A 25,268-nucleotide genomic window follows, 5' to 3' on the forward strand; every position below is an offset into this window, starting at 1 on the left:
GGCGCAGCCGTTGCACTAAAATATTTGTAGTAAAATTACATTCGCAGTCTGATAAACTTGATCAATGTCAATTTTGGCCATTTGGGCCTTTGTTATGATTTCAACAGGCAAAACATTCAGGTAGAAAATAATTGAAAGCTGAATCCCCATTCGATTGTCTCAAGCCCGAAGCCATCGCTGCACTGGCTGAAGACATCACCTATGCCAAGGCCACCAAGCCGGCATACAAGGTCATTCCATTGGCCATCACCGCAGGCGCGTTCATCGCCATCGCGTTTATCTTCTACATCACAGTCACGACCGGTTCCGGCTCTATGTCCTGGGGCATGGCCAAGCTGGTTGGTGGTCTCTGTTTCTCCCTCGGTCTTATTCTGTGTGTGCTGCTCGGTGCCGAGCTGTTCACCTCCACCACCCTGACGCTGGTGGCCAAGGCCGCCAATCGCATCAGCTGGGCGCAACTGCTCAAGAACTGGGGGCTGGTTTACTTCGGTAACCTGATCGGTGGTCTGCTGATGGTTGGCCTCATCATCATGTCGGCGGAATACACCGCGGCGGATGGTCAGTGGGGCCTCAATGCCCTGAAAGTGGCCCAACACAAAATTCACCACACCTTCTTCGAAGCGGTGGCGCTGGGTATCCTCTGTAACCTGATGGTGTGTCTTGCTGCCTGGATGGCCTTCGGTGCCCGCAGCGCGACTGACAAGGTAGTCGTCATGCTGCTGCCGGTTGCCATGTTCGTTGCAGCAGGTTTCGAGCACAGCATCGCAAACATGTTTATGATTCCGGTTGGTATCGCTATCCACAGCGTGGCTAGTCCGGAATTTTGGCAGGCCATCGGCCAGGATCCGGCAACCTTTGCTGACCTGACCGTATCCAACTTCGTCCTACACAACCTCATCCCTGTTACCATCGGCAATATCATCGGTGGTGGCGTGATGGTTGGTCTGACTTACTGGTTTATCTTCCGTCGTCATCATTAAGGATGATTTCGGGATACTACATCAATACCGTGTGAGGTAATGAAAAATGGCAGAACTTAACGAACAGTTCCAAAAAGCATGGGAAGGCTTCGCGGCCGGTGAATGGCAGACCTCTGTCAACACCCGTGACTTCATCCAGAAGAACTACACCCCGTATGAAGGTGACGAGTCCTTCCTGGCTGGCGCGACCGAAGCAACCACCAAGCTGTGGGACAAGGTCATGGAAGGCATCAAGATCGAGAACCGCACTCATGCGCCGGTCGATTTTGATACTGACCTGCCCTCCACCATTACCGCACACGATGCCGGTTATATCGATCAGAGCCTGGAGCAGATCGTTGGTCTGCAGACTGACAAGCCGCTGAAGCGCGCCATCATCGCCAACGGCGGTATCAAGATGGTTAAAACTTCTTGCGAAGTGTACGGTCGTCAACTGGACCCGATGGTCGAGAAGATCTTCACCGAGTACCGCAAGACTCACAACCAGGGCGTGTTTGACGTTTACACCAAAGACATCCTGAACTGCCGCAAGTCTGGTGTTATCACCGGTCTGCCGGATGCCTACGGCCGTGGCCGTATCATCGGTGACTACCGTCGTGTCGCTCTGTACGGTATCGACTTCCTGATGGCCGACAAACTGGCCCAGTTCAAGTCCCTGCAAGCTGACCTGGAAAACGGCGTCAACCTGGAAGCCACCATCCGTCTGCGCGAAGAGATCTCCGAGCAGCACCGTGCCCTGGCACAGATGAAGGTGATGGCTGCCAAGTACGGTTGCGATATCTCCGTACCGGCCAAGAACGCCAAAGAAGCCGTACAGTGGACCTACTTCGCCTACCTGGCGGCAGTCAAGTCCCAGAACGGTGCCGCCATGTCCTTTGGTCGTACCTCCAGCTTCCTGGACGTGTACATCGAGCGTGACCTGAAGAAAGGCCTGATCACCGAGCAAGAAGCCCAGGAGCTGATGGACCACATGGTCATGAAGCTGCGTATGGTTCGCTTCCTGCGTACCCCGGAATACGATTCACTGTTCTCCGGCGACCCGATGTGGGCGACCGAGACCCTGGCCGGTATGGGCGTTGATGGCCGTACCCTGGTCACCAAGAACAGCTTCCGTATGCTGAACACCCTGTACACCATGGGCCCGTCCCCTGAGCCGAACCTGACCATCCTGTGGTCCGAGAAGCTGCCGGTCGGTTTCAAGAAGTACTGCGCCAAGGTATCCATCGAGACCTCTTCTGTTCAGTACGAGAACGATGACCTGATGCGTCCGGACTTCAACAACGATGACTACGCCATCGCTTGCTGTGTGTCCCCGATGGTGATTGGTAAGCAGATGCAGTTCTTCGGTGCTCGTGCCAACCTGGCCAAGACCATGCTGTATGCAATCAACGGCGGTATCGACGAGAAGCTCAAGATCCAGGTCGGTCCTAAAACTGACAAGGTGACCTCCGAGTTCCTGGACTATGACGATGTCATGTCTCGTCTGGATAGCTTCATGGATTGGCTGGCCAAGCAGTACGTTGCTGCGCTGAACATCATCCACTACATGCACGACAAGTACAGCTACGAAGCCTCTCTGATGGCGCTGCACGACCGTGACGTATATCGCACCATGGCGTGTGGTATCGCGGGTCTGTCCGTAGCCGCTGACTCCCTGTCTGCTATCAAGTACGCCAAGGTCAAGCCGGTTCGTGACGAAGATGGCGTTGCCATCGACTTCGAAATCGACGGTGAATACCCGCAGTTCGGTAACAACGACGCTCGCGTCGATGACATCGCCTGTGACCTGGTTGAGCGCTTCATGAAGAAAATTCAGAAGCTGAACACCTACCGTGGTGCTGTTGCTACCCAGTCTGTTCTGACCATCACCTCTAACGTGGTATATGGCAAGAAGACCGGTAACACTCCGGATGGCCGCCGTTCAGGTGCTCCGTTCGGCCCGGGTGCCAACCCGATGCACGGTCGTGACCAGAAGGGGGCAGTTGCTTCCCTGACTTCCGTCGCCAAGCTGCCGTTCGCTTACGCTAAAGATGGTATCTCCTATACCTTCTCCATCGTGCCGAACGCGCTGGGTAAAGATATGGAAGCCCAGAAAGCCAACCTGGCTGGCCTGATGGACGGTTACTTCCATCACGAGTCCAACCTGGAAGGTGGTCAGCACCTGAACGTGAACGTGATGAACCGTGAAATGCTGCTGGACGCCATGGAAAACCCGGAGAAATATCCGCAGTTGACCATCCGCGTATCCGGTTATGCCGTTCGCTTCAACTCTTTGACCAAAGAGCAACAGCAAGACGTCATCACCCGTACCTTCACCGCTTCTCTGTAATCGAGACGCAGTGAGCAAAAACCGGCGCCAAGGCGCCGGTTTTTTTATGTCTGGTTTTATTGCTAAAGAACTCCGTGGACAATGCCAACCTTGAAATTCGGGATAACAATAGGTATAACCACGCGTTTCATCAGGTATATTAAGTGAGCGGTATGATGCAATCCTCCTTTTGGCAGACCAAGAGTCTGCAGCAGATGACTGAATCCGAGTGGGAATCCCTCTGCGATGGTTGCGGCAAATGTTGCCTTAACAAGCTCATTGATGAAGATACAGATGAGCTGGTTTTCACCAATGTGGCTTGTAACCTGCTCAATACCAAGACCTGCCAGTGTTCCGATTATCTTAATCGCTTCAAAAAAGAGCCTGACTGTCTGCAGATCACTCACGACAAGATTGCCGAATATGATTGGCTCCCGTCTACCTGCGCCTATCGTTTACTGGCTGACGGGGATACTCTGCCAGAGTGGCATCCGCTGCTGACCGGCAGTCGCTCCGCCATGCATCAGGCGGGTCAATCCGTGCGTGGCAAAGTGGTTCACGAGGAGCAGGCTGGTGAGTGGATTGATCACATAATCACTTGGGCCAGTTGAGCCAAGCTATCAAGTGCAATGTAGCCTTATCTAGAGGCTGAAATCGGGTTACCCATTTTAGCTTGTGTTTTGTACCTCAAAACCCCCGATACGCTGTATCGGGGGTTTTGTCGTTCAGAAGGTGGCTCTGGAGTTTCCTTGTTGTAGATATCCGTGGTCTCACTCAGATTGTCTGGACTTGAGCCAGCCCCTTCGGCTGTAACTAAAACAATGGCGGCGTCAAAATCTGGCTGGTCTGTGTAGTCAGTGTCTATTGGGCGACCAGATAGAGGTCCCGGCTATAGACGATGTCTTGCGGGCTCTCATAGGGATAACCCTTGACGAACGGTTTGAGCAGTCGCGATTTGACGTAGAAGTAGAGCGGCGCGATAGGGGCGTCAGCCTCGATCAATGCTTCTGCCTGCTGGTAGAGCTGATTGCGCTCGGCAGCATCCTGCGAGTCGTGGGCCTTGGCCAGCAGGGCATCGTACTCCTTGTTGAACCACTTGCCGCTGTTGGCGCTGCTGCTGGAGGTCAGGATATCGAGGAAGGTGGAGGCATCGTTATAGTCCCCGTTCCAGGAGTAGCGACTCACCCCGAAATCCCCCTCGTTGAGTGCCGAGACCATGGTTTTCCACTCCATGTTGTTGAGGGTGGCGGTGACCCCCAGGTTGTGTTTCCACATGGAGGAGACAGCCAGCGCGATCTTTTTATGGCTCTCGTTGGTGTTGTAGAGGATATCCACGCTGAGCGGTTTGTCCGGGCCATAGCCCGCTTCGGCCAACAGCGCTTTGGCCTGCTTGATCCGCTCCTCTTTGCTCTGCTGCTGACTGGTCGGTTTTTTCAGGTCAAAACCATCGACACTCGGTGGGGTCAGGCTGAAGGCGGGCAGTTGCCCTTGTCCCAGGATCTTGTCGGTGATGGTCTCCCGGTCGAGGGCCAGCGAGAGCGCCTTGCGCACTTTCGGATCATCGAACGGTTTGCGGTTCACATTGAACACATAGTAATAGGTGGCGAGCATGGGGGCGCTGACCAGATCTTGCGGGCTCTGGCTCTTGATGTGCTTGTACTGCTCCAGCGGGTAGGTGGTGTAGTGCAGCTCGCCGGTGCGGTAGCGGTTGTAAGCGGCGGTTTCGGAGACGATCTCCAGATAGACCACCTTGTTCAGGACGGTGTGCTGGTTGTCCCAGTAGTGAGTATTGCGCTCGGCACTCAGCCGCTCGTTGGGGGTCCACTCCTTGAGCACGAACGCGCCGTTGGAGACGATGTTGCCCGGTTTGACCCACTCCTTGCCGAATTTTTCAATGGTGGCCTTGGGGGTCGGGAACGTGGTGTAGTGGGCCAGCATCTTCAGGAAGAAGGGGACCGGATTTTTCAGGGTCACCTGCAGGGTGTAGTCATCCAGCGCTTTGATCCCCAGCTCTGACGGGCTCTTCTTGCCCTGGATCACCTCGCCAGCATTGACCACACCGGTTAACTCGATAAACCAGGCGTAGTTGGAGGCGGTCTTGGGATCGGCTGCCCGTTGCCAGCCGTAGACATAATCGGCGGCGGTTACCGGTTCACCGTTAGACCATTTGGCCTCGGGTCTCAGCTTGAAGGTGTAGATGGTCCCAGTCTTGTCGACCTCGTAGCTGACAGCGCCTGCGGGCTGGGTCTTGCCTTTGCTATCCAGTACGTAGAGCCCTTCAAACAGATCGTTGACGATCTCGCTGCCGGCACTCTCTTCCACCAGCTGGGGGTCGATGGTAGTGGGTTCGGTGCCGATATTGGTCACGTAGATTTGTTGGGCATCCGGCAGCAGCTTGGTACCGGCAGGCACCTGGGCAGCCCAGGCGGGAAGGGCAAACAGTCCGGCTACCATGCCGGCAATGAGAGTCTTGTTCATTGATAATCCTTGAGTTTTATTTGCTTCCAAAGCGAAATCAGTGTGCTGGATTGGCGATCGGATCTCAAGAGGCAATGGCTGAAGGATGAGCAGGCCCATCAGACTCCATTTTTATTGGCGCAAGGCCAGTCAGATCGTGGCTTGCAGCAGGTTATTACCACGAATTAAGGGGCCAAAAGTTATCGAATGAAACCGTATAAAAGGCGCCAGTTACCATAAAATCAGCTGAAATAGCCTAATTATTAGGCTGCTTAATTCGCTGCAAAAACAAAAAACAGACGTTACATTAGGTTACAAATCAAGGCCGCCGGAGATCGGCATTTTTTTTGCCGATGCCTGCAAACGTTTTCAACGCCAACGGATGCGATCTAAAGGAACAAAAATGCGAAACATGATCACCATGGGTGAGTTCATCGTCAAAAAGCAGGCGGATTATCCTACCGCGACTGGCGAGCTGACCTCGTTGCTCAGCTCGATCCGCCTTGCTGCCAAGGTGGTGAACCGGGAGATCAACAAGGCGGGACTGGCGGATATCATCGGTTCCATGGGCGCAGAAAACGTACAGGGCGAGGTGCAGCAGAAGCTGGATGTCTACGCCAACGAACGCTTCAAGGCGGCACTGGAAGCGCGCGGCGAGGTGTGCGGCATGGCCTCGGAAGAGGAAGAGGACTTCGTGGCCTTTGACTCGCCGCTCTCCAAAAACTCCAAGTATGTGGTGCTGATCGACCCGCTCGATGGCTCCTCCAATATCGACGTCAACGTCTCGGTCGGGACCATCTTCTCCATCTACCGCCGTTTGAGCCCGCAGGGTTCGCCGGTGACGCTGGAGGACTTCCTGCAACCGGGCAACCGTCAGGTCGCCGCCGGTTATGTGGTTTACGGCTCCTCCACCATGTTGGTCTACACCACCGGCTTTGGCGTCAATGGCTTTACCTACGACCCTTCCATCGGTTGCTTCTGCCTCTCCCACGAGAACATCCGTATTCCGGAAGAGGGCAAGATTTACTCCATCAACGAGGGTAACTACATCAAGTTCCCGGACGGGGTGAAGAAGTACCTGAAATATTGTCAGGAGCGCGACGAGGCGACCCACAGACCCTACACCTCCCGCTATATCGGCTCGCTGGTCTCCGATTTCCACCGTAACCTGCTCAAGGGCGGCATCTACATCTATCCGTCCGGCACCAACTCACCGAACGGCAAGCTGCGCCTGCTCTATGAGTGCAACCCGATGGCGTTTCTGGTGGAGCAGGCCGGTGGCAAGGCCTCCGACGGCTTTGGCCGGATCATGGATATCCAGCCCACTGCGTTGCACCAGCGTACCCCTTACTTCGTGGGCTCGACCAAGATGGTGGAGCGGGCCGAGGCCTTTATGCGCGAGTTCTCCGCCCACGAGGATCCGGCTAATCAGGGTTGATCGTCAGAGGTGTAGGTTGGTGCTGAGCGCAGCGAAGCCCAACGTTTACCGGTGCGATTCCCTCTCCCTCTGGGAGAGGGCAGGGTGAGGGGAATGGTTTTCACTGCCCCCCTCATCCCCGGCCCTTCTCCCACAAGGGGAGAAGGGAGACGTTCGTCACCAGCCAACATAAACAAAACGGGAGCCACTGTGGCTCCCGTTTTGTTTCGCTTTCCGCCTACAGGCTGTTGTTGGCCAGATCCGTCAGCAAGCCATCGACCAGTTTCAGGCGCATGGCGCGATCCTGGGTTGGCATCTGGAAACGCAGCCGGGTCGGCCCGTCCATCTTGTAGACCCGTGGCTGGCTGGAGAGCAGCTTGACCAGATAGGCCGGATTGACCTTGGTCTCCTGGGTGAAGTCGAGATAGCCGCCGCGCTCGCTCATCTCCACCCGGCGAATGCCAAGGGCGGTGGCACGCTGGCGGAAGGCTGCCAGCTCCAGCAGGGTTTTGGTCGCCTCCGGCAGCAGGCCAAAGCGGTCGATCAGCTCCACTTTCAGCTCGCGCAGCTCCTGCTCGTCCGCCGCACTGGCGATCCGCTTGTACATGGAGAGGCGCATGTTGACGTCCGGAATATAGTCGTCCGGCAGCAGCGCAGGCAGGCGCAGCTCCACCTCGGTGTGCTGGCTCATCAGCTGCTCCAGCGAGGGCTCCTTGCCATTTTTCAGCGCCTCGACCGCCTGCTCCAGCATCTCCATGTAGAGGGTGAAGCCGACCGATTCGATCTGGCCGCTCTGATCGTCGCCGAGCAGCTCGCCTGCGCCACGGATCTCCAGATCGTGGGTCGCCAGCGCAAAACCGGCGCCGAGATCTTCGAGCGAGGCGATCGCCTCCAGCCGCTTCGCCGCATCCTTGGTCATCAGCTTGGGATGGGGGGTGAGCAGGTAGGCATAGGCCTGATGGTGAGAGCGGCCAACCCGGCCCCGCAGCTGGTGCAACTGGGCCAGACCGAGATGATCAGCCCGATCCATGATGATGGTGTTGGCGCTCGGCACGTCGATACCGGTCTCGATGATGGTGGTGCAGACCAGCAGGTTGAAGCGCTGGTGGTAGAAGTCCGACATGATCCGCTCAAGATCGCGCTCGCGCATCTGGCCGTGGGCGATACCGATGCGTGCCTCGGGTACCAGCTCCGCCAGGTCGGCGGCGCATTTTTCGATGCTCTCCACGTCGTTGTGCAGGTAATAGACCTGACCACCGCGTTTGAGTTCCCGCAGCACCGCCTCGCGCACCACCGCCGGTTCGTGCTGGCGCACGAAGGTCTTGATGGCGAGTCGCTTGGCGGGCGGGGTGGCGATGATGGAGAGATCCCGCATGCCGGACATCGCCATGTTGAGGGTGCGCGGAATGGGGGTGGCGGTGAGGGTGAGGATATCCACATCGGCCCGCAGTGCCTTGATCTTCTCCTTCTGGCGCACCCCGAATCTGTGCTCCTCATCGACGATGAGCAGCCCCAAGTCCTTGAAGGTGAGCTCGGAGCCGAGCAGCTTGTGGGTGCCGATGATGATGTCGACCTTGCCCTCGGCTAGCTCCTTCATCACGGCATTTTGCTCTTTGGCGGAACGGAAGCGACTCAGTACCTCAACCCGCACCGGCCAGTTGGCGAAGCGGTCGCGGAAGTTGTCGTAGTGCTGTTGCGCCAGCAGGGTGGTGGGCACCAGCACGGCGACCTGCTTGCCGCCATGGACGGCCACAAACGCCGCCCGCATCGCCACTTCGGTCTTGCCGAAGCCCACGTCGCCGCACACCAGCCGATCCATGCTCTTGGCCTGACACATGTCCCCCAGCACTGCATTGATGGCGTTGAGCTGATCGTCGGTCTCCTCGAACGGGAAGCTGGCGGCAAACTGGCGATAGGCCTCTTTGTCGTGCTTGAAGGCAAAGCCAGCGCGGGCGGCACGTATGGCGTAGACATCCAGCAGCTCGGCCGCCACGTCGCGCACTTTTTCCGCCGCCTTGCGCCGCGCCTTGACCCAAGCCTCGCCGCCGAGCTTGTGGCTGGGCGGGTTATCCGATCCGGTATAACGGCTGATAAGGTGCAAGCTGGTGACCGGCACGAACAGCTTGTCGCCGCCGGCATATTCGAGGGTGAGGAACTCGGTGGGCAGGCCACCGGCGTCGATGGTCTCCAGCCCCAGATAGCGGCCAACCCCGTGATCCAGATGCACCACCGGCTGGCCCTGGGTCAGCTCGCCGAGGTTGCGGATCACCGCATCGGAGCTTAAGTTTTTGCTCTTCTCTCGCGCCCGCTTGCTGCGCACCTTGCCGCCCAGCAGCTCGGTCTCGGTGATCAGTGCCAATGGATCCTGATCAGCCTCCTGCCACAGGAAGCCACGCTCAAGCGGTGCGACCAGCAGGCCGTGACGATCCTGGCTCGCCATAAAGGCATCGAGGGAGGGGAACTCTTTGGGTTGCAGCGAGATACGCGCCAGCAGATCGCCCAGCACCTCCCGCCGCCCTTCGGATTCCACCGCAAACAGGGTGCGCCCGGCAAAGCCTTGCAGGAACTGGTCGAGCGCCAGCAGGGGTTGCTCCTTGCTGTGATCGAGTTGCAGATCGGGCAGCGCCGAGATGGGCAGATCGTGCTGACCGGCATCGCCCGCGGTGGCGGCCTCTTGCAGCCGTACGGCACCATATTTGCCAAGGGCGGCAAAGAGCTGCTCTACCGGCAAATAGAGCTGCGCCGGTGGCAGCAGGGGGCGGGTATTGTCCCAACGTCGGTCTTCATAACGTTGGCCGATGTCGTTCCAGAAGCGCTGGGCGGCGGGGTAGATATCCCCCACGGTGAGCAGCAGAGTATCTGCCGGCAGATAGTCAAACAGGCTGGCGGTCTGGTTGAAGAAGAGCGGCAGATAATATTCGATGCCAGCGGGCCAGCGCCCCTTGCTCACCTCCTGATAGACGGAGCCCTCGGCCCGCGACAGTTCGAATTGTTCGCGGAACTGGCCGCGAAACAGCTCGATGGCCGCCTCATCGGTGGGGAACTCCCGGGCAGGCAGCAGGCTGACCGTCTTGACCGGTTCGCTGGAGCGCTGGGTCTCGGGATCGAACGGGCGGATAGAGTCCACTTCGTCATCGAAGAAGTCGATGCGATAGGGGCTGTTGCTGCCCATCGGGAAGAGATCGAGCAGGGAGCCGCGGGCGGCAAACTCGCCATGCTCCAGCACCTGATCCACCGCAACGTAACCCGCTTCGGCCAGCCGCCCGCGCAGCTGTTGCAGATTGAGGCGCTGACCGGCCTTCACCATCAGGCTGTATTTGTCGAGATAGACCCGGGGGGCGCAGCGCAACATCAGGGTGGAGATGGGGACGATCAACACCCCCTTGCTCATCTGCGGCAGTTTGTAGAGGGTCTCGAGCCGCTGGGAGATGATGTCCTGATGAGGGGAGAAGGTGTCGTAGGGCAGGGTCTCCCAATCCGGGAACAGCAATACTGGCGCGGACTGATCGGCCAGCTGCTTGTCTGCCAGCAGATACTGCAGCTCCTGCTCAAGGCGCAGGGCGCTCGGGGTATCGGCGGTGATAAGCAGTACCGGGCCCCTGGCTTCGCTGGTGAGACGGGCTGCAATCAGCGAGAGGCTGCTGCCGACCAGCTGGCCGAGCGTGATCTTTTGGCCCGCTTTGGCGGGCAAGGCGGGGAGTTTCATTGGCATGGTTCGATTCTTTTAACGTTGACGTTATCTATCGCTGACGTTCGCTCTGGTTAGCGCTGACGCTCTTGGGCGCGCAGCTTGAGCTGTTTGGATTGCACGTGGAGGCTGGCACGTACCAGCAGTTCACGGTCATCTTCGCGGATCCGCACATAGTCGAGCAGCACATGGGTGCCATGTTCACTGCCGTCGAGCTGCTTGACCTGGCCATAGCAGTAGATGGCGGCCGCCTCTTCCCGCAGGAAGATCTTGAGGCGCACTATCTGGTGCAGGTGCGGCGCATCGCCGTGACCATGATAGGGGTGCAGATAGGTGAGCTGGCCGGCACTGAAACGCAGGGTGTGGAAGCGCTGCTCCGGATGGTCCTGCACGGAGAGCACATAGCCCATGATCATGTCGATCTTGCGGGACTGCTGATTGACGATCTCGATCAGATCGTGCATCGACTCGTTCTGGTTGCGCAGCAGGCGAGTGGTCACCAGATCGATGGAGGTAATGGCCGAGGAGATCCGAAAGGGCTCCGGCAGCTCAGCGTCCAGCTCCGCCAGTGAGGGGAGGTGGAAGTCGGCCGGCATGGGGATCACATTGACCGGCGTGGCATGAGTGACGCTGAAGAACTGTTCCTGCATGGAGGCTATCCCTTGTTGTCATGGACGGTTTCCCTTTATTATCCGGTATCTTATTTTGTTGGCAACGTACATATCCTTGAAGACCGGACTTTTTCAGCCCCTTTCGCTGGCCATCGGCCTGCGTTATGCAGGCTCGAAGCGCAGCAATCGCTTCGTCTCATTTATCTCCCTGTTCTCTACCTTTGGCATCGCCATCGGGGTTGCCGCCCTGATGGTGGTCATTTCGGTGATGAACGGTTTCGAAGGGCAGCTCAAAGGGCGCATCCTCGGGGTGATCCCCCATGTGGTGGTGACCAATCAGGCTGGCCGCATTGATGCAGACCCGCAAGGCTTGCCGGATCTGGCCAAACTCCCCCATGTGGTCGCCTCGGCCCCCATGCTCGACAGCGAAGGGATGCTGCAAAGCCCCGGCCAGCTGACCGGGGTGAGCGTGCAGGGGATCGACCCTGCGCACTGGCCCAAGGATGACATCCTGCACTCCCAGATGCTGGGGGGACGGCTCGATACCTTGCAGGCCGGTCACTACCGCATCGTGCTGGGGCAGGGGGTGGCACGCCGCCTCAATGTCTCCATCGGCGATCAGGTTCGTCTGCTCCTGACCGAAGGGACCCGCTTCACCCCGTTTGGCCGGGTACCGGCCCAGCGCCTCTTTACCGTCTCCGGTATCTTCGGGGTCGGCGCCGATGTGGATAACCAGATTGCGTTGATCGCGCTGGGTGATGCCCAGCGGCTGCTGCGCCTGCCGACAGAAACCGTCGGTGGCATTCGCCTCTGGCTCGATGATCCCTTTGCGGCCGACGAGGTGATCAAAACACCGTTGCCGGACGGGTTGTTATGGCAGGATTGGCGCCGCGAGCGGGGCGAGCTGTTCCAGGCAGTCGCCATGGAGAAACGGATGATGGGGCTGATGCTGGTGCTGATCATCGCCGTCGCCACCTTCAACATCCTCTCTGCGCTGGTGATGGTGGTGACGGACAAGGAGGGCGAAGTGGCCATCCTGCGCACCATGGGCATGAGTGAGTCGGGGATCGTCAAAATCTTCATGGTGCTCGGCGCCTCCAGCGGGGTGATTGGTGCCCTGTTTGGCGGACTGGCGGGCCTTGCGCTCAGCCTGGGTCTCAACCCCCTGCTCAATGCGGTGGGGCTCAACCTCTATATGGCGGCGGGTGGCAGTGGTCTGCCGGTCATCGTCGAGCCGGCTCAGGTCATCACCATTTTGCTGGGCGCCGTGCTGCTGAGCTTCAGTGCCACCCTCTATCCGGCGGCCCGCGCTGCGCGGGTGAAACCGGCTGAGGCGCTGCGTTATGAGTAATGCCGTGAATAATGCATCTTCTGTTGTGACTGGTGCCCCCGTTGTTGCGGGTGCCAGCGTTGTTACCGAGGCAAGTGGAGCCCCTGTTATGAATGAAGCCGTATCCCGTGAACCTCTGCTGCGCTGCCAGGCGCTCAATCATGTCTATAAAGAGGGGGAGCTGGAGACTCAGGTGCTCAAGGGGATCGATCTCTGTGTCGCGCCCGGTGAAATGCTGGCGGTCGTGGGGAGCTCGGGCTCCGGCAAGACCACTCTGCTGCATCTGATGGGGGCGCTGGACAACCCCTCCAGCGGCGCCGTGCTGTTCAAGGGGGAGGATATCCACCATTGGGACAGCCGTACCCAGGCCCGTTTTCGCAACCGCGAGCTGGGCTTTGTCTACCAGTTCCATCACCTGCTCTCCGAGTTCAGTGCGCTGGAAAATACGGCCATGCCGCTGCTGATCGCCGGTGAATCGGTGGCGGTTGCCACCGAGAAGGCGACCAGAATGTTGGGTCGGGTAGGGCTCTCCCATCGCTTGAACCACCGTCCCTCCGAGCTCTCCGGTGGCGAACGCCAGCGGGTGGCGATCGCCCGGGCGCTGGTCAACGAACCGAGTCTGGTATTGGCGGACGAACCCACCGGCAATCTGGATCACGCCAGTGCCACAGCTGTCTACGAACTGCTGTGTGAACTGAATCGTGAACTGGGCACCGCCTTTGTGGTGGTGACCCACGATCTGAGCCTGGCGGCCAAGCTCCATCGCCGGGTGACCTTGGTGAGCGGTGTGATGGCGGAGGTTGCCTGATGTTCAAACCGCTGCCCCTTTTTCTGGGCCTGCGTTACAGCCGCTCCCGCCGTCGCAACGGGTTTATCGCCTTTATCTCTGCCTCTTCCCTGATCGGTATCGCCCTCGGGGTGATGGCGCTGATCCTGGGCCTCTCCGCCATGAACGGCTTCGAGCGGGAGCTCAAAGATCGGGTGCTCTCCGTGGTGCCGCAAGGTGAGCTGGACGCCGTCGAGCGGCCGCTGCCGGATTGGCCCCGTCTGCGCGACTACCTGCTGGCCCAGCCGGGTGTCGAGGCGGCCGCGCCGGTCATTCGCCTCAATGGCCTGCTGGAGCACGGCTCCGCCCTCAAGGGGGTGCAGCTGCGTGCCGTGCTGCCGGAGCTGGAAGCCAATCTGTCGGATGCGGGCAAATACATGACGGGCCGCGGCCTGCGTGAGCTGCAACCGGGCGAGCATGGGGTGATCCTCGGTAAGACCATCGCCGACAAGCTCGGGGTCAAGGTGGGGGACTCGGTCGCCCTGCTGCTGCCGCAAGGGGGCGATCAGGCCGGGATCAAGAATCCCCGGCGCGAAGCCCTGACCGTGGTGGGACTGCTGGAAATTGGCGGTCAGCTCGACGGTCTGCTCGGCTTTATGCATCTGGCCGATGCCCAGACCATCACCGGTATGGGCAGCGATGTGGAGGGCTTCAGCCTGCGGGTGAGCGATGTGCTCAAGGCGCAATCCATCACGGTGGCTGCCGCGCAGCAGTTCCCCCATCACGTCTATATCCACAGCTGGATGAACAGCCAGGGTTACCTCTATCAGGACATCCAGATGGTGCGTACCGTCATGTATGTGGTGATGCTGATGGTGGTGGCCGTCGCCTGTTTCAACATCGTCTCCACCCTGGTGATGGCGGTGAACGAAAAGCGCAGCGAGATCGCCATCCTGAAGACCATGGGAGCGAGCCCCGGCCAGATCCGGCTTACCTTCGTCATTCAGGGGATGGTCAACGGCGTGGCCGGTGCCCTGCTTGGCGCCCTGCTGGGTGGGCTGCTCTCCAGCAAGCTGACCCAGATCCTGGGCGTTATTGAAAAGCTCATCGGCCACCGCTTCCTCAATCCGGATATCTACTTCATCGACTTCTTGCCGACCGAGTTGCATATGCAGGATCTGCTCATCGTGACGGGCGCCGCCATTCTGATGAGCCTGCTGGCGACCCTCTATCCCGCCTGGCGGGCGAGCGGTCTGGTGCCGTCCCGCGAGCTGGGTCACTGATGCGCGGCATCTGATCCGATGATAAAGAACGAAGGGCCCGCCAGTGCAAACCGGCGGGCCCTGCTGTTTTCAGGTCATGTGGACTGGCTTAGTGGGCGTTCAGCTCATCGAGTGGCAGGGAGAAGCTGGCCACAAAAGTGTCGATAAAGTAGCGCATCTCCTCGCTCATCCGCGCTTCCAGCATGGCCTCGAGGCGCTTGCGAGCCGGTTCAAACTCCCGGTTGCCCGCGTTGATCTCCTCCAGACACTTGGTATAGGCGCAGAGGGTGTCGGCATCTTTCACCAGTCGAGCCAGCTCGCCATCCAGGGCTGCCGAATCGAGCAGCGGGCGAAAGTCCTCGACCAGCTCAGGTGGCAGCATGGCCAGCAGACGCTGCTCGGCGGCCAGCTCTATCTTTTTGTACTCGCGGGCAATTTCGGGGTTGAAGTATTTTACCGGGGTGGGCAGATCGCCGGTCAGCACCTCGCTACTGTCGTGATAGAGCGCCATCACGGCGGCGCGGTCGGCATGCACGCTGCCGCCAAACAGCCGGTTTTTGATGATGCCGAGGGCATGGGCCACCATAGCGACCTGCAGGCTGTGCTCGGCGATATTTTCGGGCTGGATGTTGCGCATCAGGGGCCAGCGGTAGATGAGCTTCATGCGGGCGAGATTGGCGAAAAAGTGGCTGGGTAACATGATGGCCTCAACAAAAGAGAATAGAAAAGGGCAGACCCCAGTCTGCCCTTTTTTTCGTTGCAAGGCAGCGTCTGCCCGCGCATTTCCTGCAGTTAGCGGATATAGCGACCCGATTCCGCCTCGTGGTTGGTCACAATCATCTGGCCGATGGGGGCCAGGCTGATCAGTGCCAGCTTGAGGTGCTGAATACCGAACGGGATACCGATAATGGTCACGAAGCAGGCCAGCGCGGAAGCGATGTGGCCGATGGCCAGCCAGATGCCGATCAGCACGAACCAGAGGATGTTGCCAATCAGCCCCAGGGTGCCGGTGCCGATATCGCTCTGGCCGGTCATGGTCTTGCGATTGACCGCCTGCTTGCCAAACGGGAAGAAGGTAAAGGTGCCGATCACGAAGCAGGCGCGTCCCCAGGGGATGCCGACCAGCGAGATAAAGCAGATAAGACCGGCCAGCCACCAGGCCAGGCCCATAAAGATACCTCCCAGTACAAACCAGAGCAGATTGAACAAGAAGCGGAAAAAGGCCATGTGAGTGACTCCAGATACATCAATTTGGCTGCCACCATAACGAGGGAGGGCAGGGGACGCAATGGTTGATTGGGTCAATCGCCATTTGGCTGGACAAATTAAGTCGCCGCCCGCGACAGAGGCCCGTTTTGCGGCGAAAAATGGGTAATAAATCGACATTCGGCTGAAAAAAGGTGAACAAACGCAAAATTATCGTCACCGGATGGTTGAAGTCGGGTGCCTCTCTCCCCATATAAAGGGCAGTTTTGCACGAATTGTGCTTTCACGCCGCTCAATGTGGGGGATGTGTGGCTCGACTCGACCAAAGTGCGCCGCTATAATGCCGCGTCATATTTTCTCATCACAAAGACATATTGTTGTCTTTATAAACAGGAAGACTCCGGGCTTTGCCCAGGGGCAATAAGGGTCAGCACACAGTGCTGAGTTGAACGAGGTAGAAGAATGCAAGTTTCTGTAGAGACAACCCAGGGTCTGGAACGCCGTCTTACCATCACTGTACCGGCCGCTACCGTAGACGCCGCTGTGCGTAAAGAATTGAATGGCCTGGCCAAAACTCGTCGCATCGACGGTTTCCGTCCTGGCAAGGCTCCGGTTGCCATCATCAAGAAGATGTTCGGCGCCATGGCTCACGCCCGCGTTGCTGATGAAATGATGCAGAGCAACTTCATCAAAGCCATCATCGAAAACAAACTGAGCCCGGCCGGTGCCCCGACCATGGATCCGAAAGAGATCCAGGAAGGTCAGGATTTCGAATTCACCGCCACCTTCGAAGTGTACCCGGAGTTCGAAGTTGCGGGTCTCGAGACCATCAAGGTCGAGAAGCCGGTTGCGACCGTGAAGGATGAAGATCTGGCCAACATGATCGACACCCTGCGCAAGCAGCACGCTACCTGGGCTGATGCCGATGTTGCCGCTGCCAATGGCATGCGTGTGACCCTGGACTTCGTCGGTTCCATCGACGGTGAAGAGTTCGACGGCGGCAAAGCTGAAGGCTTCAACCTGGTGCTGGGCGCTGGCCGCATGATCCCGGGCTTCGAAGACGCCATCATGGGCAAGAAAGCAGGCGACGAGTTCACCATCGAAGTGACCTTCCCGGCTGACTACCACGCTGAAAACCTGAAAGGCAAAGAAGCCAAGTTCGCTTCCAAGCTGATCAAGGTTGAAGAGCAGATCCTGCCTGAGCTGACCGAAGAGTTCGTCAAGCGTTTCGGTATCGAAAGCGGTTCTGTTGAAGAGCTGAAAGCCGAAGTGCGCAAGAACATGGAGCGCGAACTGGCTCAAGCCCTGAAAAACAGCGTGAAAGAGCAGGTTCTGAACGGTCTGGTTGAAGCCAACATGATCGACCTGCCGAAGGCCGCTGTTGCTCAAGAGATCGATACCCTGCGTCAACAGGCACTGCAGCGTTTCGGTGGTTTCCAGGGCGGCAACGCACCCGAGCTGCCGGCTGAACTGTTCCAAGCTCAAGCCGAGCGTCGTGTGCGCGTTGGCCTGCTGCTGGGCGACGTGATCCGCACCAACGAGATCAAGGCTGACGATGCCCGCGTAACCAGCATCATCGAGTCTATGGCGACTGCCTACGAAGATCCGAAGGAAGTGATCGAGTACTACCAGAAGAACGAGCAGATGCTGAACGGCGTTCGTAACCTGGCAGTTGAAGATCAAGCCATCGACCTGATCCTGTCCAAAGCGCAAGTGACCGAAAAAGAAGTTGCCTTTGACGACGTGATCAACAAGTCTGGCGCCGCTGCCTAAGAACATTTGACTTAAGGTCAAGACTGTTAAGTATAATGGCTCGTGTGATCTCCACTCGGGCCATTTTATTTTAGGGACAATGCCTTATGTATAAAAACTATAACGATGTAACCGAATCCCCACGCAATGCACTCATCCCGATGGTGGTAGAGCAGACTGCCAAGGGTGAACGTTCCTACGATATTTACTCCCGTCTGCTGAAAGAGCGGGTGATCTTCCTGACCGGTCAGGTTGAAGATCAGATGGCCAATCTGGTGGTTGCCCAACTGCTGTTCCTCGAGTCCGAGAATCCGGACAAGGACATCTATATCTACATCAACTCACCGGGTGGTTCGGTGACTGCGGGCATGTCTATCTATGACACCATGCAGTTCATCAAGCCGGATGTCAGCACCGTCTGCATGGGTCAGGCCTGCTCCATGGGCGCCTTCCTGCTGGCCGGTGGCGCCAAGGGCAAGCGTTTCTGCCTGCCGAACGCTCGCGTGATGATCCACCAGCCGCTGGGTGGCTTCCAGGGTCAGGCATCTGATATCCAGATCCACGCCCAGGAGATCCTGAAGATCAAAAATACCCTGAACGAGCGTCTGGCGTTCCATACCGGTCAGGACATGGCTACCATCGAGCGTGACACCGATCGTGACAACTTCATGTCCGCCGAGCAGGCCGTGGCCTATGGTCTGGTAGACGGTGTCCTGAGCCAGCGTAGCTGAGCAGGGTGTCCCGGTCTGTTGTAAACTCAACAGGCCGATCCATCCTCTATTGATAAAACGAGGTTGCTGAATGACAGAAAAACGCAAGGGTGAGGGTGATAAGCTGCTCTACTGCTCTTTTTGCGGCAAAAGCCAGCATGAAGTGCGCAAGCTGATCGCTGGCCCTTCCGTCTACATATGTGATGAGTGCGTCGAGCTGTGCAACGACATCATCCGCGAAGAGATCCGCGAGATCTCGCCCAAGCGCGATGGTAACGAGCTGCCGACCCCTCATCAGATCCGCGCTCATCTCGATGACTATGTGATCGGGCAGGAGTACGCCAAGAAGGTGTTGGCCGTTGCGGTTTACAACCACTACAAGCGTCTGCGTAACAGCGGCGAAAACAGTGGTGTGGAGCTCGGCAAATCCAACATCCTGCTGATTGGCCCGACCGGTAGCGGCAAGACCCTGCTGGCCGAGACCCTGGCTCGTCTGCTGGATGTGCCGTTCACCATGGCCGATGCGACCACCCTGACCGAAGCCGGTTATGTGGGCGAGGACGTGGAGAACATCATCCAGAAGCTGCTGCAAAAGTGCGACTACGACGTAGAGAAGGCCCAGCGTGGCATCGTCTATATCGACGAGATCGACAAGATCTCCCGCAAGTCGGACAACCCCTCCATCACCCGCGATGTCTCCGGGGAAGGGGTACAGCAGGCACTGCTCAAGCTGATCGAAGGGACCATCGCTTCCGTGCCGCCGCAAGGTGGTCGCAAGCATCCGCAGCAGGAGTTCTTGCAGGTTGATACCTCCAAGATCCTCTTCATCTGTGGCGGTGCCTTTGCCGGTCTGGACAAGGTGATCGAGCAGCGTTCCGTGAAGGGAACCGGTATCGGTTTTGGCGCCGAGGTGAAATCCAAGGATGCCAAGGCCACCCTGAGCGAGACCTTCGCCAAGGTGGAGCCGGAAGATCTGATCAAATATGGTCTGATCCCCGAGTTCATCGGCCGTCTGCCTGTGGTCGCGACCCTGACCGAACTGGACGAGTCTGCTCTCATCCAGATCCTGAAAGAGCCGAAAAACGCGCTGACCAAACAGTATGCTGCGTTGTTTGATCTGGAAGGGGTCGAGCTGGAGTTCCGTGACGACGCACTCAACGCCATTGCCCGCAAGGCGATGGAGCGTAAAACCGGTGCTCGTGGTCTGCGTTCCATTGTGGAAGCTGTGCTGCTGGATACCATGTATGACCTGCCTTCTCTGGAAGGGGTCAGCAAGGTGGTGATCGACGAGACCGTGATCAAAGGGGACTCCGCGCCCTTGATGATCTACGAAAATCCCGAGACCCAGGCTGCTGCATCAGAGTAAATGTCTGATTTTTAATCAAATGGAAGGGGCTTTTTGCCCCTTTCATGCTTTTTACGGTTTCGGCGATTGAATCTCATCTCTGCGCCCCCATATACTCAGCCAAGCGCTTTGCCAACGGTATAACAAGCCGAGAGGACATATATGAACCTAGAGCGTTCAGAACGCATCGAGATTCCCGTCCTGCCTCTTCGTGACGTGGTGGTTTATCCCCACATGGTCATTCCACTCTTTGTGGGGCGGGAAAAATCCATTCGCTGTCTGGAAGCGGCCATGGAGCAGGACAAGAAAGTTCTGCTGGTGGCCCAGAAGGATGCGTCAACCGATGAGCCGACCGTGGAGGAGATCTTCACCGTCGGGACAGTGGCCAATATTCTGCAGATGCTCAAGCTGCCGGACGGCACCGTCAAGGTGCTGGTAGAGGGGGGGCAGCGCGCCCGCCTGGAGCGGATGATCGACGACAAGGATTTCTTTGTCTGCGAGGCCCAGTACATCCCCTCCCAAGCCATTGAGGAGAAGGATCAGGAAGTCCTGGTTCGCTCTGCCATCGGCCAGTTTGAAGGCTATATCAAGCTCAACAAGAAGATCCCGCCCGAGGTGCTCACCTCGATTTCGGCGATCGACGATGCTGCGCGCCTGGCCGACACCATGGCGGCCCATATGCCGCTCAAGCTGGAAGACAAGCAGAAGGTATTGGAGATCGTTTCGGTCTCCGAGCGCATCGAATTCCTGATGGCGATGATGGAGTCGGAGATTGACCTGCTGCAGGTCGAGAAGCGCATCCGCACGCGCGTCAAGAAGCAGATGGAAAAGAGCCAGCGCGAGTATTACCTCAACGAGCAGATGAAGGCCATTCAGAAAGAGCTGGGTGAGCTGGAAGACAGCCCGGATGAGTTTGAAGCGCTCAATCGCAAGATTGAAGAGGCTGGCATGCCGGAAGATGCCCGTGAAAAGGCGCAGGCCGAGCTTGCCAAGTTGAAAATGATGTCGCCCATGTCCGCCGAGGCTACCGTAGTTCGCAGCTATGTGGACTGGATGGTTCAGGTGCCGTGGAAGGCGCGCTCCAAGGTCAAGAAAGATCTGGGCAAGGCGCAAGAGGTACTGGATGCCGATCACTATGGCCTGGAGAAGGTCAAGGATCGCATTCTCGAATATCTGGCGGTACAGGCGCGGGTGAACAAGCTCAAGGGCCCCATCCTCTGTCTGGTTGGCCCTCCCGGTGTGGGCAAGACCTCGTTGGGCCAATCCATCGCCAAGGCGACTGGCCGCAAATATGTGCGGATGGCCCTCGGTGGGGTGCGTGACGAGGCGGAGATCCGCGGTCACCGTCGTACCTATATCGGTTCCATGCCAGGCAAGCTCATCCAGAAGATGGCGAAAGTCGGCGTGAAGAACCCGCTGTTCCTGCTCGACGAGATCGACAAGATGAGCTCGGACATGCGTGGCGATCCCGCGTCTGCCTTGCTGGAAGTGCTCGATCCGGAACAGAACAACAGCTTCAACGATCACTACCTGGAAGTGGATTATGACCTGTCGGACGTGATGTTCGTGGCCACCTCCAACTCCATGAACATCCCGGGTCCGTTGTTGGACCGGATGGAAGTGATCCGTCTCTCCGGTTACACCGAAGATGAGAAGCTCAACATTGCCAAGCAGCATCTGGTTGCCAAGCAGATCCAGCGCAACGGCCTGAAAGAGTCCGAGATCACCATTGAGGATTCAGCGTTGGTCGGGGTGATCCGTTACTACACCCGCGAGGCGGGGGTACGGAGTCTGGAGCGCGAGATCTCCAAGATTTGTCGCAAGGCGGTCAAGCGCATCCTGCTGGACAAGAGCATCAAGCATGTTCAGGTCAATCAGGCCAACCTCAAGGAGTTCCTCGGGGTACAGCGGTTCGATTACGGCAAGGCCACCGACCAGAACCAGGTTGGTCAGGTATGCGGCTTGGCGTGGACCGAAGTGGGTGGCGATCTGCTCACCATCGAGACCACCAACATGCCTGGCAAGGGCAAGCTCACTTATACCGGTTCGCTCGGTGAAGTGATGCAGGAGTCTATCCAGGCGGCCATGACGGTGGTACGGACTCGAGCCGAGAAGTTGCGTATCAACGCCGACTTCTACGAGAAGCGCGATATCCATGTGCACGTACCGGAAGGGGCAACCCCGAAAGATGGTCCGAGTGCCGGTATCGCCATGTGTACCGCCCTGGTCTCCAGCTTGACCGGTAATCCGGTTCGTGCGGATGTGGCCATGACAGGGGAGATCACCTTGCGCGGCGAAGTGCTGCCCATCGGTGGTCTCAAGGAGAAGTTGCTGGCAGCTCATCGTGGCGGCATCAAGCGAGTGCTTATTCCGAAAGAGAACGAGCGTGACCTTGAGGAGATCCCGGCAAACGTCAAACAAGACCTTGAAATTTATCCGGTTCGCTGGATTGACGAGGTGCTGGAACTGGCGTTGCAGGACAATCCACAGGGGTTTGAACGCGTTTCTGTCGTGTAAATGTTGATGCGCCGCAAATTTGGCGCATTCGGTGGGTGGTTAAGGCTTGCATGCGCCCGATAACGGAAGTAGCCTTGACCACCGATCGGGTACTCGTGATGAGTCGCAATACGTTGTGTGGCGCGGGTTTGCGCCAGATTGTCACTTGCAACTGATCAGGAGGCTTGCTATAAAACCTCCACTTGTTGTGGCCAGGGAAATCAGCGCCGCAGCGGTGTTCGATAAAAGGGGAATATAAGAGTGAATAAATCTCAACTGATTGACAAGATTGCAGACGGTGCTGATATCTCCAAGGCTGCTGCTGGCCGTGCGTTGGATGCCTTCATTGATGCTGTAGGTGAAGCTCTGAAAGAGGGTGACCAGGTAGCTCTGGTTGGTTTCGGCACTTTCGCTGTGCGTGAGCGTGCTGCCCGTTCTGGCCGTAACCCGCAAACTGGCGCGACCATCGAAATCGCTGCTGGTAAAGTTCCTGCCTTCAAAGCCGGTAAGGCCCTGAAAGACGCTGTTAACTAAGTCGGGCGCTGATATCTGTCGGCTACCGTCCTTGGTCGCAGACCAGACAAGTTAGAGAGTCTTCTCTCATACTGATTGACCAAGGCGCATCGCAATCGGTGCGCCTTTTTATTGTTTACGCCCATCGAGTTCGGGAGCATAAGTACAAACATGATGTTGGATAAACTACGCGAAGGGGCGCAGGGCAAGGTAGCCAAGGTTATCTTGGGCCTGATCATCCTCTCCTTTGCCTTGGCTGGTGTAGGTAGCTACCTGAACGGCCCGGCCCGTACCGCCCCCGCCACCGTCAATGGCACCGAGATCAGTGCTGCGGCACTGGAAAATGCCTACCGTAACGAGCGCGCCCGCATGGAATCCCAGATGGGAGAGGCATTCAGCCAGCTGGCCGCGAACCCCGATTACATGAAACAGTTCCGCCGTGGCGTGCTGGATCGGTTGATCGATCAGGCGTTGCTGGACAGCAAGGCCCGTGAACTGGGTCTGCGCATCAGCGACGAGCAGATCAAGCAAGCCATCGTGGAGATGCCCGAGTTTGCCGAAAACGGCAAGTTCAACAATGACCGCTATCTGCAACTGATCCGTCGTGCCGGTATGACTCCCGAAATGTTCCGTGACTCTCTGCGTCAGGACATGGTGCGTCAACAGCTGATGGGCGCCCTGCTGGGCACCGAATTCTCCCTCAAGGGTGAAGCGGAGCAGCTCGACAAGCTCTACAACCAGACTCGCGATCTGCGTCTGGTGCGTCTGGCCGCCGCCAATTATGTGGATGATGTTCAGGTCTCTGACAACGAGCTGGAGCAGTACTACAAGACCAATGGCGCCCGTTTCATGAACGACGAACAGGTCAAGGTCGACTATCTGCTGCTGGACGCTGCCAACCTCGCCAAGGACATCAAGGTCACCGAGCAGGATGCCCAGGATTACTACGATCAGCACCAGGATCTGTTCCAGCGTGCCGAGCGTCGTCATGTGGCTCACATCCTGATCCCGTTTGGCAAGGACGAGAAAGCCGCCGAGCAGAAGGCAGAAGCCGTGCTGGCCAAAGCCAAGGCGGGTGATGATTTCGCTGCGCTGGCCAAGGCTGACTCTGCCGATACCTTCTCCGCCAAAAAAGGCGGCGAGCTGGACTGGTTCGAGAAAGGGGTGATGGATCCTGCCTTCGAAAAAGCCGCCTTCGCCCTGAACAAGGCGGGTGATCTCTCCACCGTGGTGAAGAGCCCGTTCGGTTTCCACATCATCAAGCTGCTGGGGGTTGAAGCTGCCCAGACCAAGCCGTTTGCCGATGTGAAGGAAGAGACCATCACGCGTCTGCAAGCTGACAAGGCCAAGGAGCTGTTCTTCGCCGAGCAGCAGAAGATGGCTGACAACAGCTTCGAGAACCCGGACTCGCTGGACCTGACCGCTGACGCCATGGGGATGAAGGTACAATCTTCCGATTTCTTCACCCAGGCGAGCGCCCCGGCTCCGCTGAACGATCCCAAGGTGCTTTCCGTGGCGTTCTCCGAGCAGCTGCGCGATGACAACACCAACTCCGACGTGATCGAGCTGGCGGATGGCAAGGCGCTGGTGCTGCACATCACCGGTCACCAGCCCAAAGCCGTCAAGCCGTTGGCTGAAGTGAAAGAGCAGGTGATTGCCGCCATCAAGCATGATAAGGCCGGTGAAGTGGCCCGTGGCAAGGCGCAGGGCCTGCTGGACAAGCTGAAGGTCGGTGAGAGCATCACTGCCGATCTGACCGCCCTCGGTCTGAAAGTGGAGACCCACAAAGGGGTTGCCCGCTTCGATCGCGAGCTGGATCAGAACCTGATTGCCCAGGCGTTCACACTGCCCCATCCGATCGACGGCAAGCCGAGCGTGGCACTGGTTGCCGAGACCAATGGTGACCGCGTGGTGGTTGCCCTGGACAAGGTTAACGTCCCGGCCGCCGCATCCGGCATGGCCGCCATGCTGCAAGGTCAGCTGGGTCAGGGCAAAGCTCAGGTGAGTTACAAGTCTCTGATCGACGAGCTGCGCAAAGCGGCCAAGATCGAGTACTTCACCAGTGTGGAAGCCACAGTCGAGTAATCGGCACCGCGCAATCCACTGAAAACGGCTCCTTGATGGAGCCGTTTTTTTATCTGTGGGTGAGGGCGATATTCAAGCTCTGCTCTCTGCTCTCTGCTCTCTGCTCTCTGCTCTCTGCTCTCTCTCTACAGTTTCCGCTTTGTTCTGTGGCTTGCTGTGGCCGTTCCTGGGTCATACGCCATATCCGTCGTCATAAAAAACGGGATATAAAAAAAACCGGCACATAGGTGCCGGTTTGTCATTGCTAGCGTGTGCAGGGTAGCGGTTATACCAATCGGATTAAACATTAGGTCAGTTTTATCCAATCTCGGCTACAAAGTGACATCACCCGCTCCACATCGG

Annotated in this window: 18 protein-coding genes; 13 read left to right on the plus strand and 5 right to left on the minus strand. The window is 57.9% G+C overall.

Annotation, left to right across the window (positions count from 1 at the left end):
- Nucleotides 1-131: 131 nt before the first annotated feature.
- The 3 genes from focA to PG888_RS10480 all read left to right on the plus strand — a co-directional run bounded on the left by focA (nt 132) and on the right by PG888_RS10480 (nt 3,899).
- Entirely contained in the window at nt 132-980 is an 849-nt protein-coding gene (gene focA / locus PG888_RS10470) for a formate transporter FocA (RefSeq protein WP_042062281.1), read from the plus strand.
- A 46-nt stretch (nt 981-1,026) separates the two neighbouring features.
- Complete coding sequence (pflB, locus tag PG888_RS10475) at nt 1,027-3,309, plus strand: formate C-acetyltransferase (RefSeq protein WP_042062283.1); 2,283 nt, start codon at nt 1,027-1,029, stop codon at nt 3,307-3,309.
- 155 nt (nt 3,310-3,464) lie between these two features.
- On the plus strand, nt 3,465-3,899 hold the full coding sequence (locus PG888_RS10480) for a YcgN family cysteine cluster protein (protein ID WP_075112995.1): 435 nt from the start codon (nt 3,465-3,467) through the stop codon (nt 3,897-3,899).
- Between the two features lie 250 nt (nt 3,900-4,149).
- On the opposite strand, the gene PG888_RS10485 is transcribed toward PG888_RS10480, so the two are convergent.
- A complete protein-coding gene (locus PG888_RS10485) occupies nt 4,150-5,766 on the minus strand; it encodes a peptide ABC transporter substrate-binding protein (protein ID WP_182939493.1) in 1,617 nt (538 codons plus the stop codon).
- Between the two features lie 382 nt (nt 5,767-6,148).
- On the opposite strand from PG888_RS10485, the gene fbp reads away from it, so the two are divergent.
- Nucleotides 6,149-7,183, plus strand: a complete 1,035-nt coding sequence (fbp, locus tag PG888_RS10490) for a class 1 fructose-bisphosphatase (protein WP_005336993.1) — start codon at nt 6,149-6,151, stop codon at nt 7,181-7,183.
- A 217-nt stretch (nt 7,184-7,400) separates the two neighbouring features.
- On the opposite strand, the gene mfd is transcribed toward fbp, so the two are convergent.
- Nucleotides 7,401-10,868 (minus strand): transcription-repair coupling factor, encoded by a 3,468-nt coding sequence (gene mfd, locus PG888_RS10495; protein WP_182939733.1) that lies wholly within the window; start codon nt 10,866-10,868, stop codon nt 7,401-7,403.
- Nucleotides 10,869-10,924: 56 nt separating this feature from the next.
- On the minus strand, nt 10,925-11,500 hold the full coding sequence (locus PG888_RS10500; protein ID WP_042062821.1) for a hypothetical protein: 576 nt from the start codon (nt 11,498-11,500) through the stop codon (nt 10,925-10,927).
- Between the two features lie 76 nt (nt 11,501-11,576).
- Between PG888_RS10500 and PG888_RS10505 the strand changes: the two genes are divergently transcribed.
- From PG888_RS10505 to lolE, 3 genes are all read left to right on the plus strand, one after another.
- On the plus strand, nt 11,577-12,812 hold the full coding sequence (locus tag PG888_RS10505; protein WP_058051813.1) for a lipoprotein-releasing ABC transporter permease subunit: 1,236 nt from the start codon (nt 11,577-11,579) through the stop codon (nt 12,810-12,812).
- A gap of 88 nt (nt 12,813-12,900) precedes the next feature.
- Entirely contained in the window at nt 12,901-13,599 is a 699-nt protein-coding gene (gene lolD / locus PG888_RS10510) for a lipoprotein-releasing ABC transporter ATP-binding protein LolD (RefSeq protein WP_075112992.1), read from the plus strand.
- Nucleotides 13,599-14,840 (plus strand): lipoprotein-releasing ABC transporter permease subunit LolE, encoded by a 1,242-nt coding sequence (gene lolE / locus PG888_RS10515; RefSeq protein ID WP_182939494.1) that lies wholly within the window; start codon nt 13,599-13,601, stop codon nt 14,838-14,840. Before lolD ends, lolE begins: the two co-directional genes overlap by 1 nt.
- Before the next feature lie 88 nt (nt 14,841-14,928).
- Here the strand turns inward: lolE and yfbR are convergent, their stop codons facing one another.
- Nucleotides 14,929-15,519 (minus strand): 5'-deoxynucleotidase, encoded by a 591-nt coding sequence (yfbR, locus tag PG888_RS10520; RefSeq protein WP_182939495.1) that lies wholly within the window; start codon nt 15,517-15,519, stop codon nt 14,929-14,931.
- A gap of 92 nt (nt 15,520-15,611) precedes the next feature.
- A complete protein-coding gene (locus tag PG888_RS10525; protein WP_042062816.1) occupies nt 15,612-16,046 on the minus strand; it encodes a YccF domain-containing protein in 435 nt (144 codons plus the stop codon).
- Nucleotides 16,047-16,487: 441 nt separating this feature from the next.
- Here PG888_RS10525 and tig point away from each other — a divergent pair, with 441 nt between their 5' ends.
- The 6 genes from tig to ppiD all read left to right on the plus strand — a co-directional run bounded on the left by tig (nt 16,488) and on the right by ppiD (nt 24,926).
- Complete coding sequence (tig, locus tag PG888_RS10530) at nt 16,488-17,798, plus strand: trigger factor (protein WP_042062814.1); 1,311 nt, start codon at nt 16,488-16,490, stop codon at nt 17,796-17,798.
- Between the two features lie 86 nt (nt 17,799-17,884).
- The gene (gene clpP / locus PG888_RS10535; RefSeq protein ID WP_042062813.1) at nt 17,885-18,508 is read left to right on the plus strand and encodes an ATP-dependent Clp endopeptidase proteolytic subunit ClpP; all 624 of its coding nucleotides are present in this window, start codon (nt 17,885-17,887) and stop codon (nt 18,506-18,508) included.
- A 70-nt stretch (nt 18,509-18,578) separates the two neighbouring features.
- Complete coding sequence (gene clpX, locus PG888_RS10540) at nt 18,579-19,853, plus strand: ATP-dependent protease ATP-binding subunit ClpX (RefSeq protein ID WP_005336977.1); 1,275 nt, start codon at nt 18,579-18,581, stop codon at nt 19,851-19,853.
- 141 nt (nt 19,854-19,994) lie between these two features.
- A complete protein-coding gene (lon, locus tag PG888_RS10545; RefSeq protein WP_182939496.1) occupies nt 19,995-22,349 on the plus strand; it encodes an endopeptidase La in 2,355 nt (784 codons plus the stop codon).
- A 240-nt stretch (nt 22,350-22,589) separates the two neighbouring features.
- Nucleotides 22,590-22,862 carry a nucleoid-associated protein HU-beta gene (gene hupB, locus PG888_RS10550; protein WP_005315375.1) on the plus strand — a complete coding sequence of 91 codons (273 nt, stop codon included), beginning with the start codon at nt 22,590-22,592 and terminating at the stop codon, nt 22,860-22,862.
- Nucleotides 22,863-23,012: 150 nt separating this feature from the next.
- Complete coding sequence (gene ppiD, locus PG888_RS10555; protein WP_182939497.1) at nt 23,013-24,926, plus strand: peptidylprolyl isomerase; 1,914 nt, start codon at nt 23,013-23,015, stop codon at nt 24,924-24,926.
- Nucleotides 24,927-25,268 lie beyond the last annotated feature (342 nt).

This window comes from Aeromonas sp. QDB23, assembly GCF_027707745.1.
Classification (GTDB): Bacteria; Pseudomonadota; Gammaproteobacteria; order Enterobacterales; family Aeromonadaceae; genus Aeromonas; species Aeromonas allosaccharophila.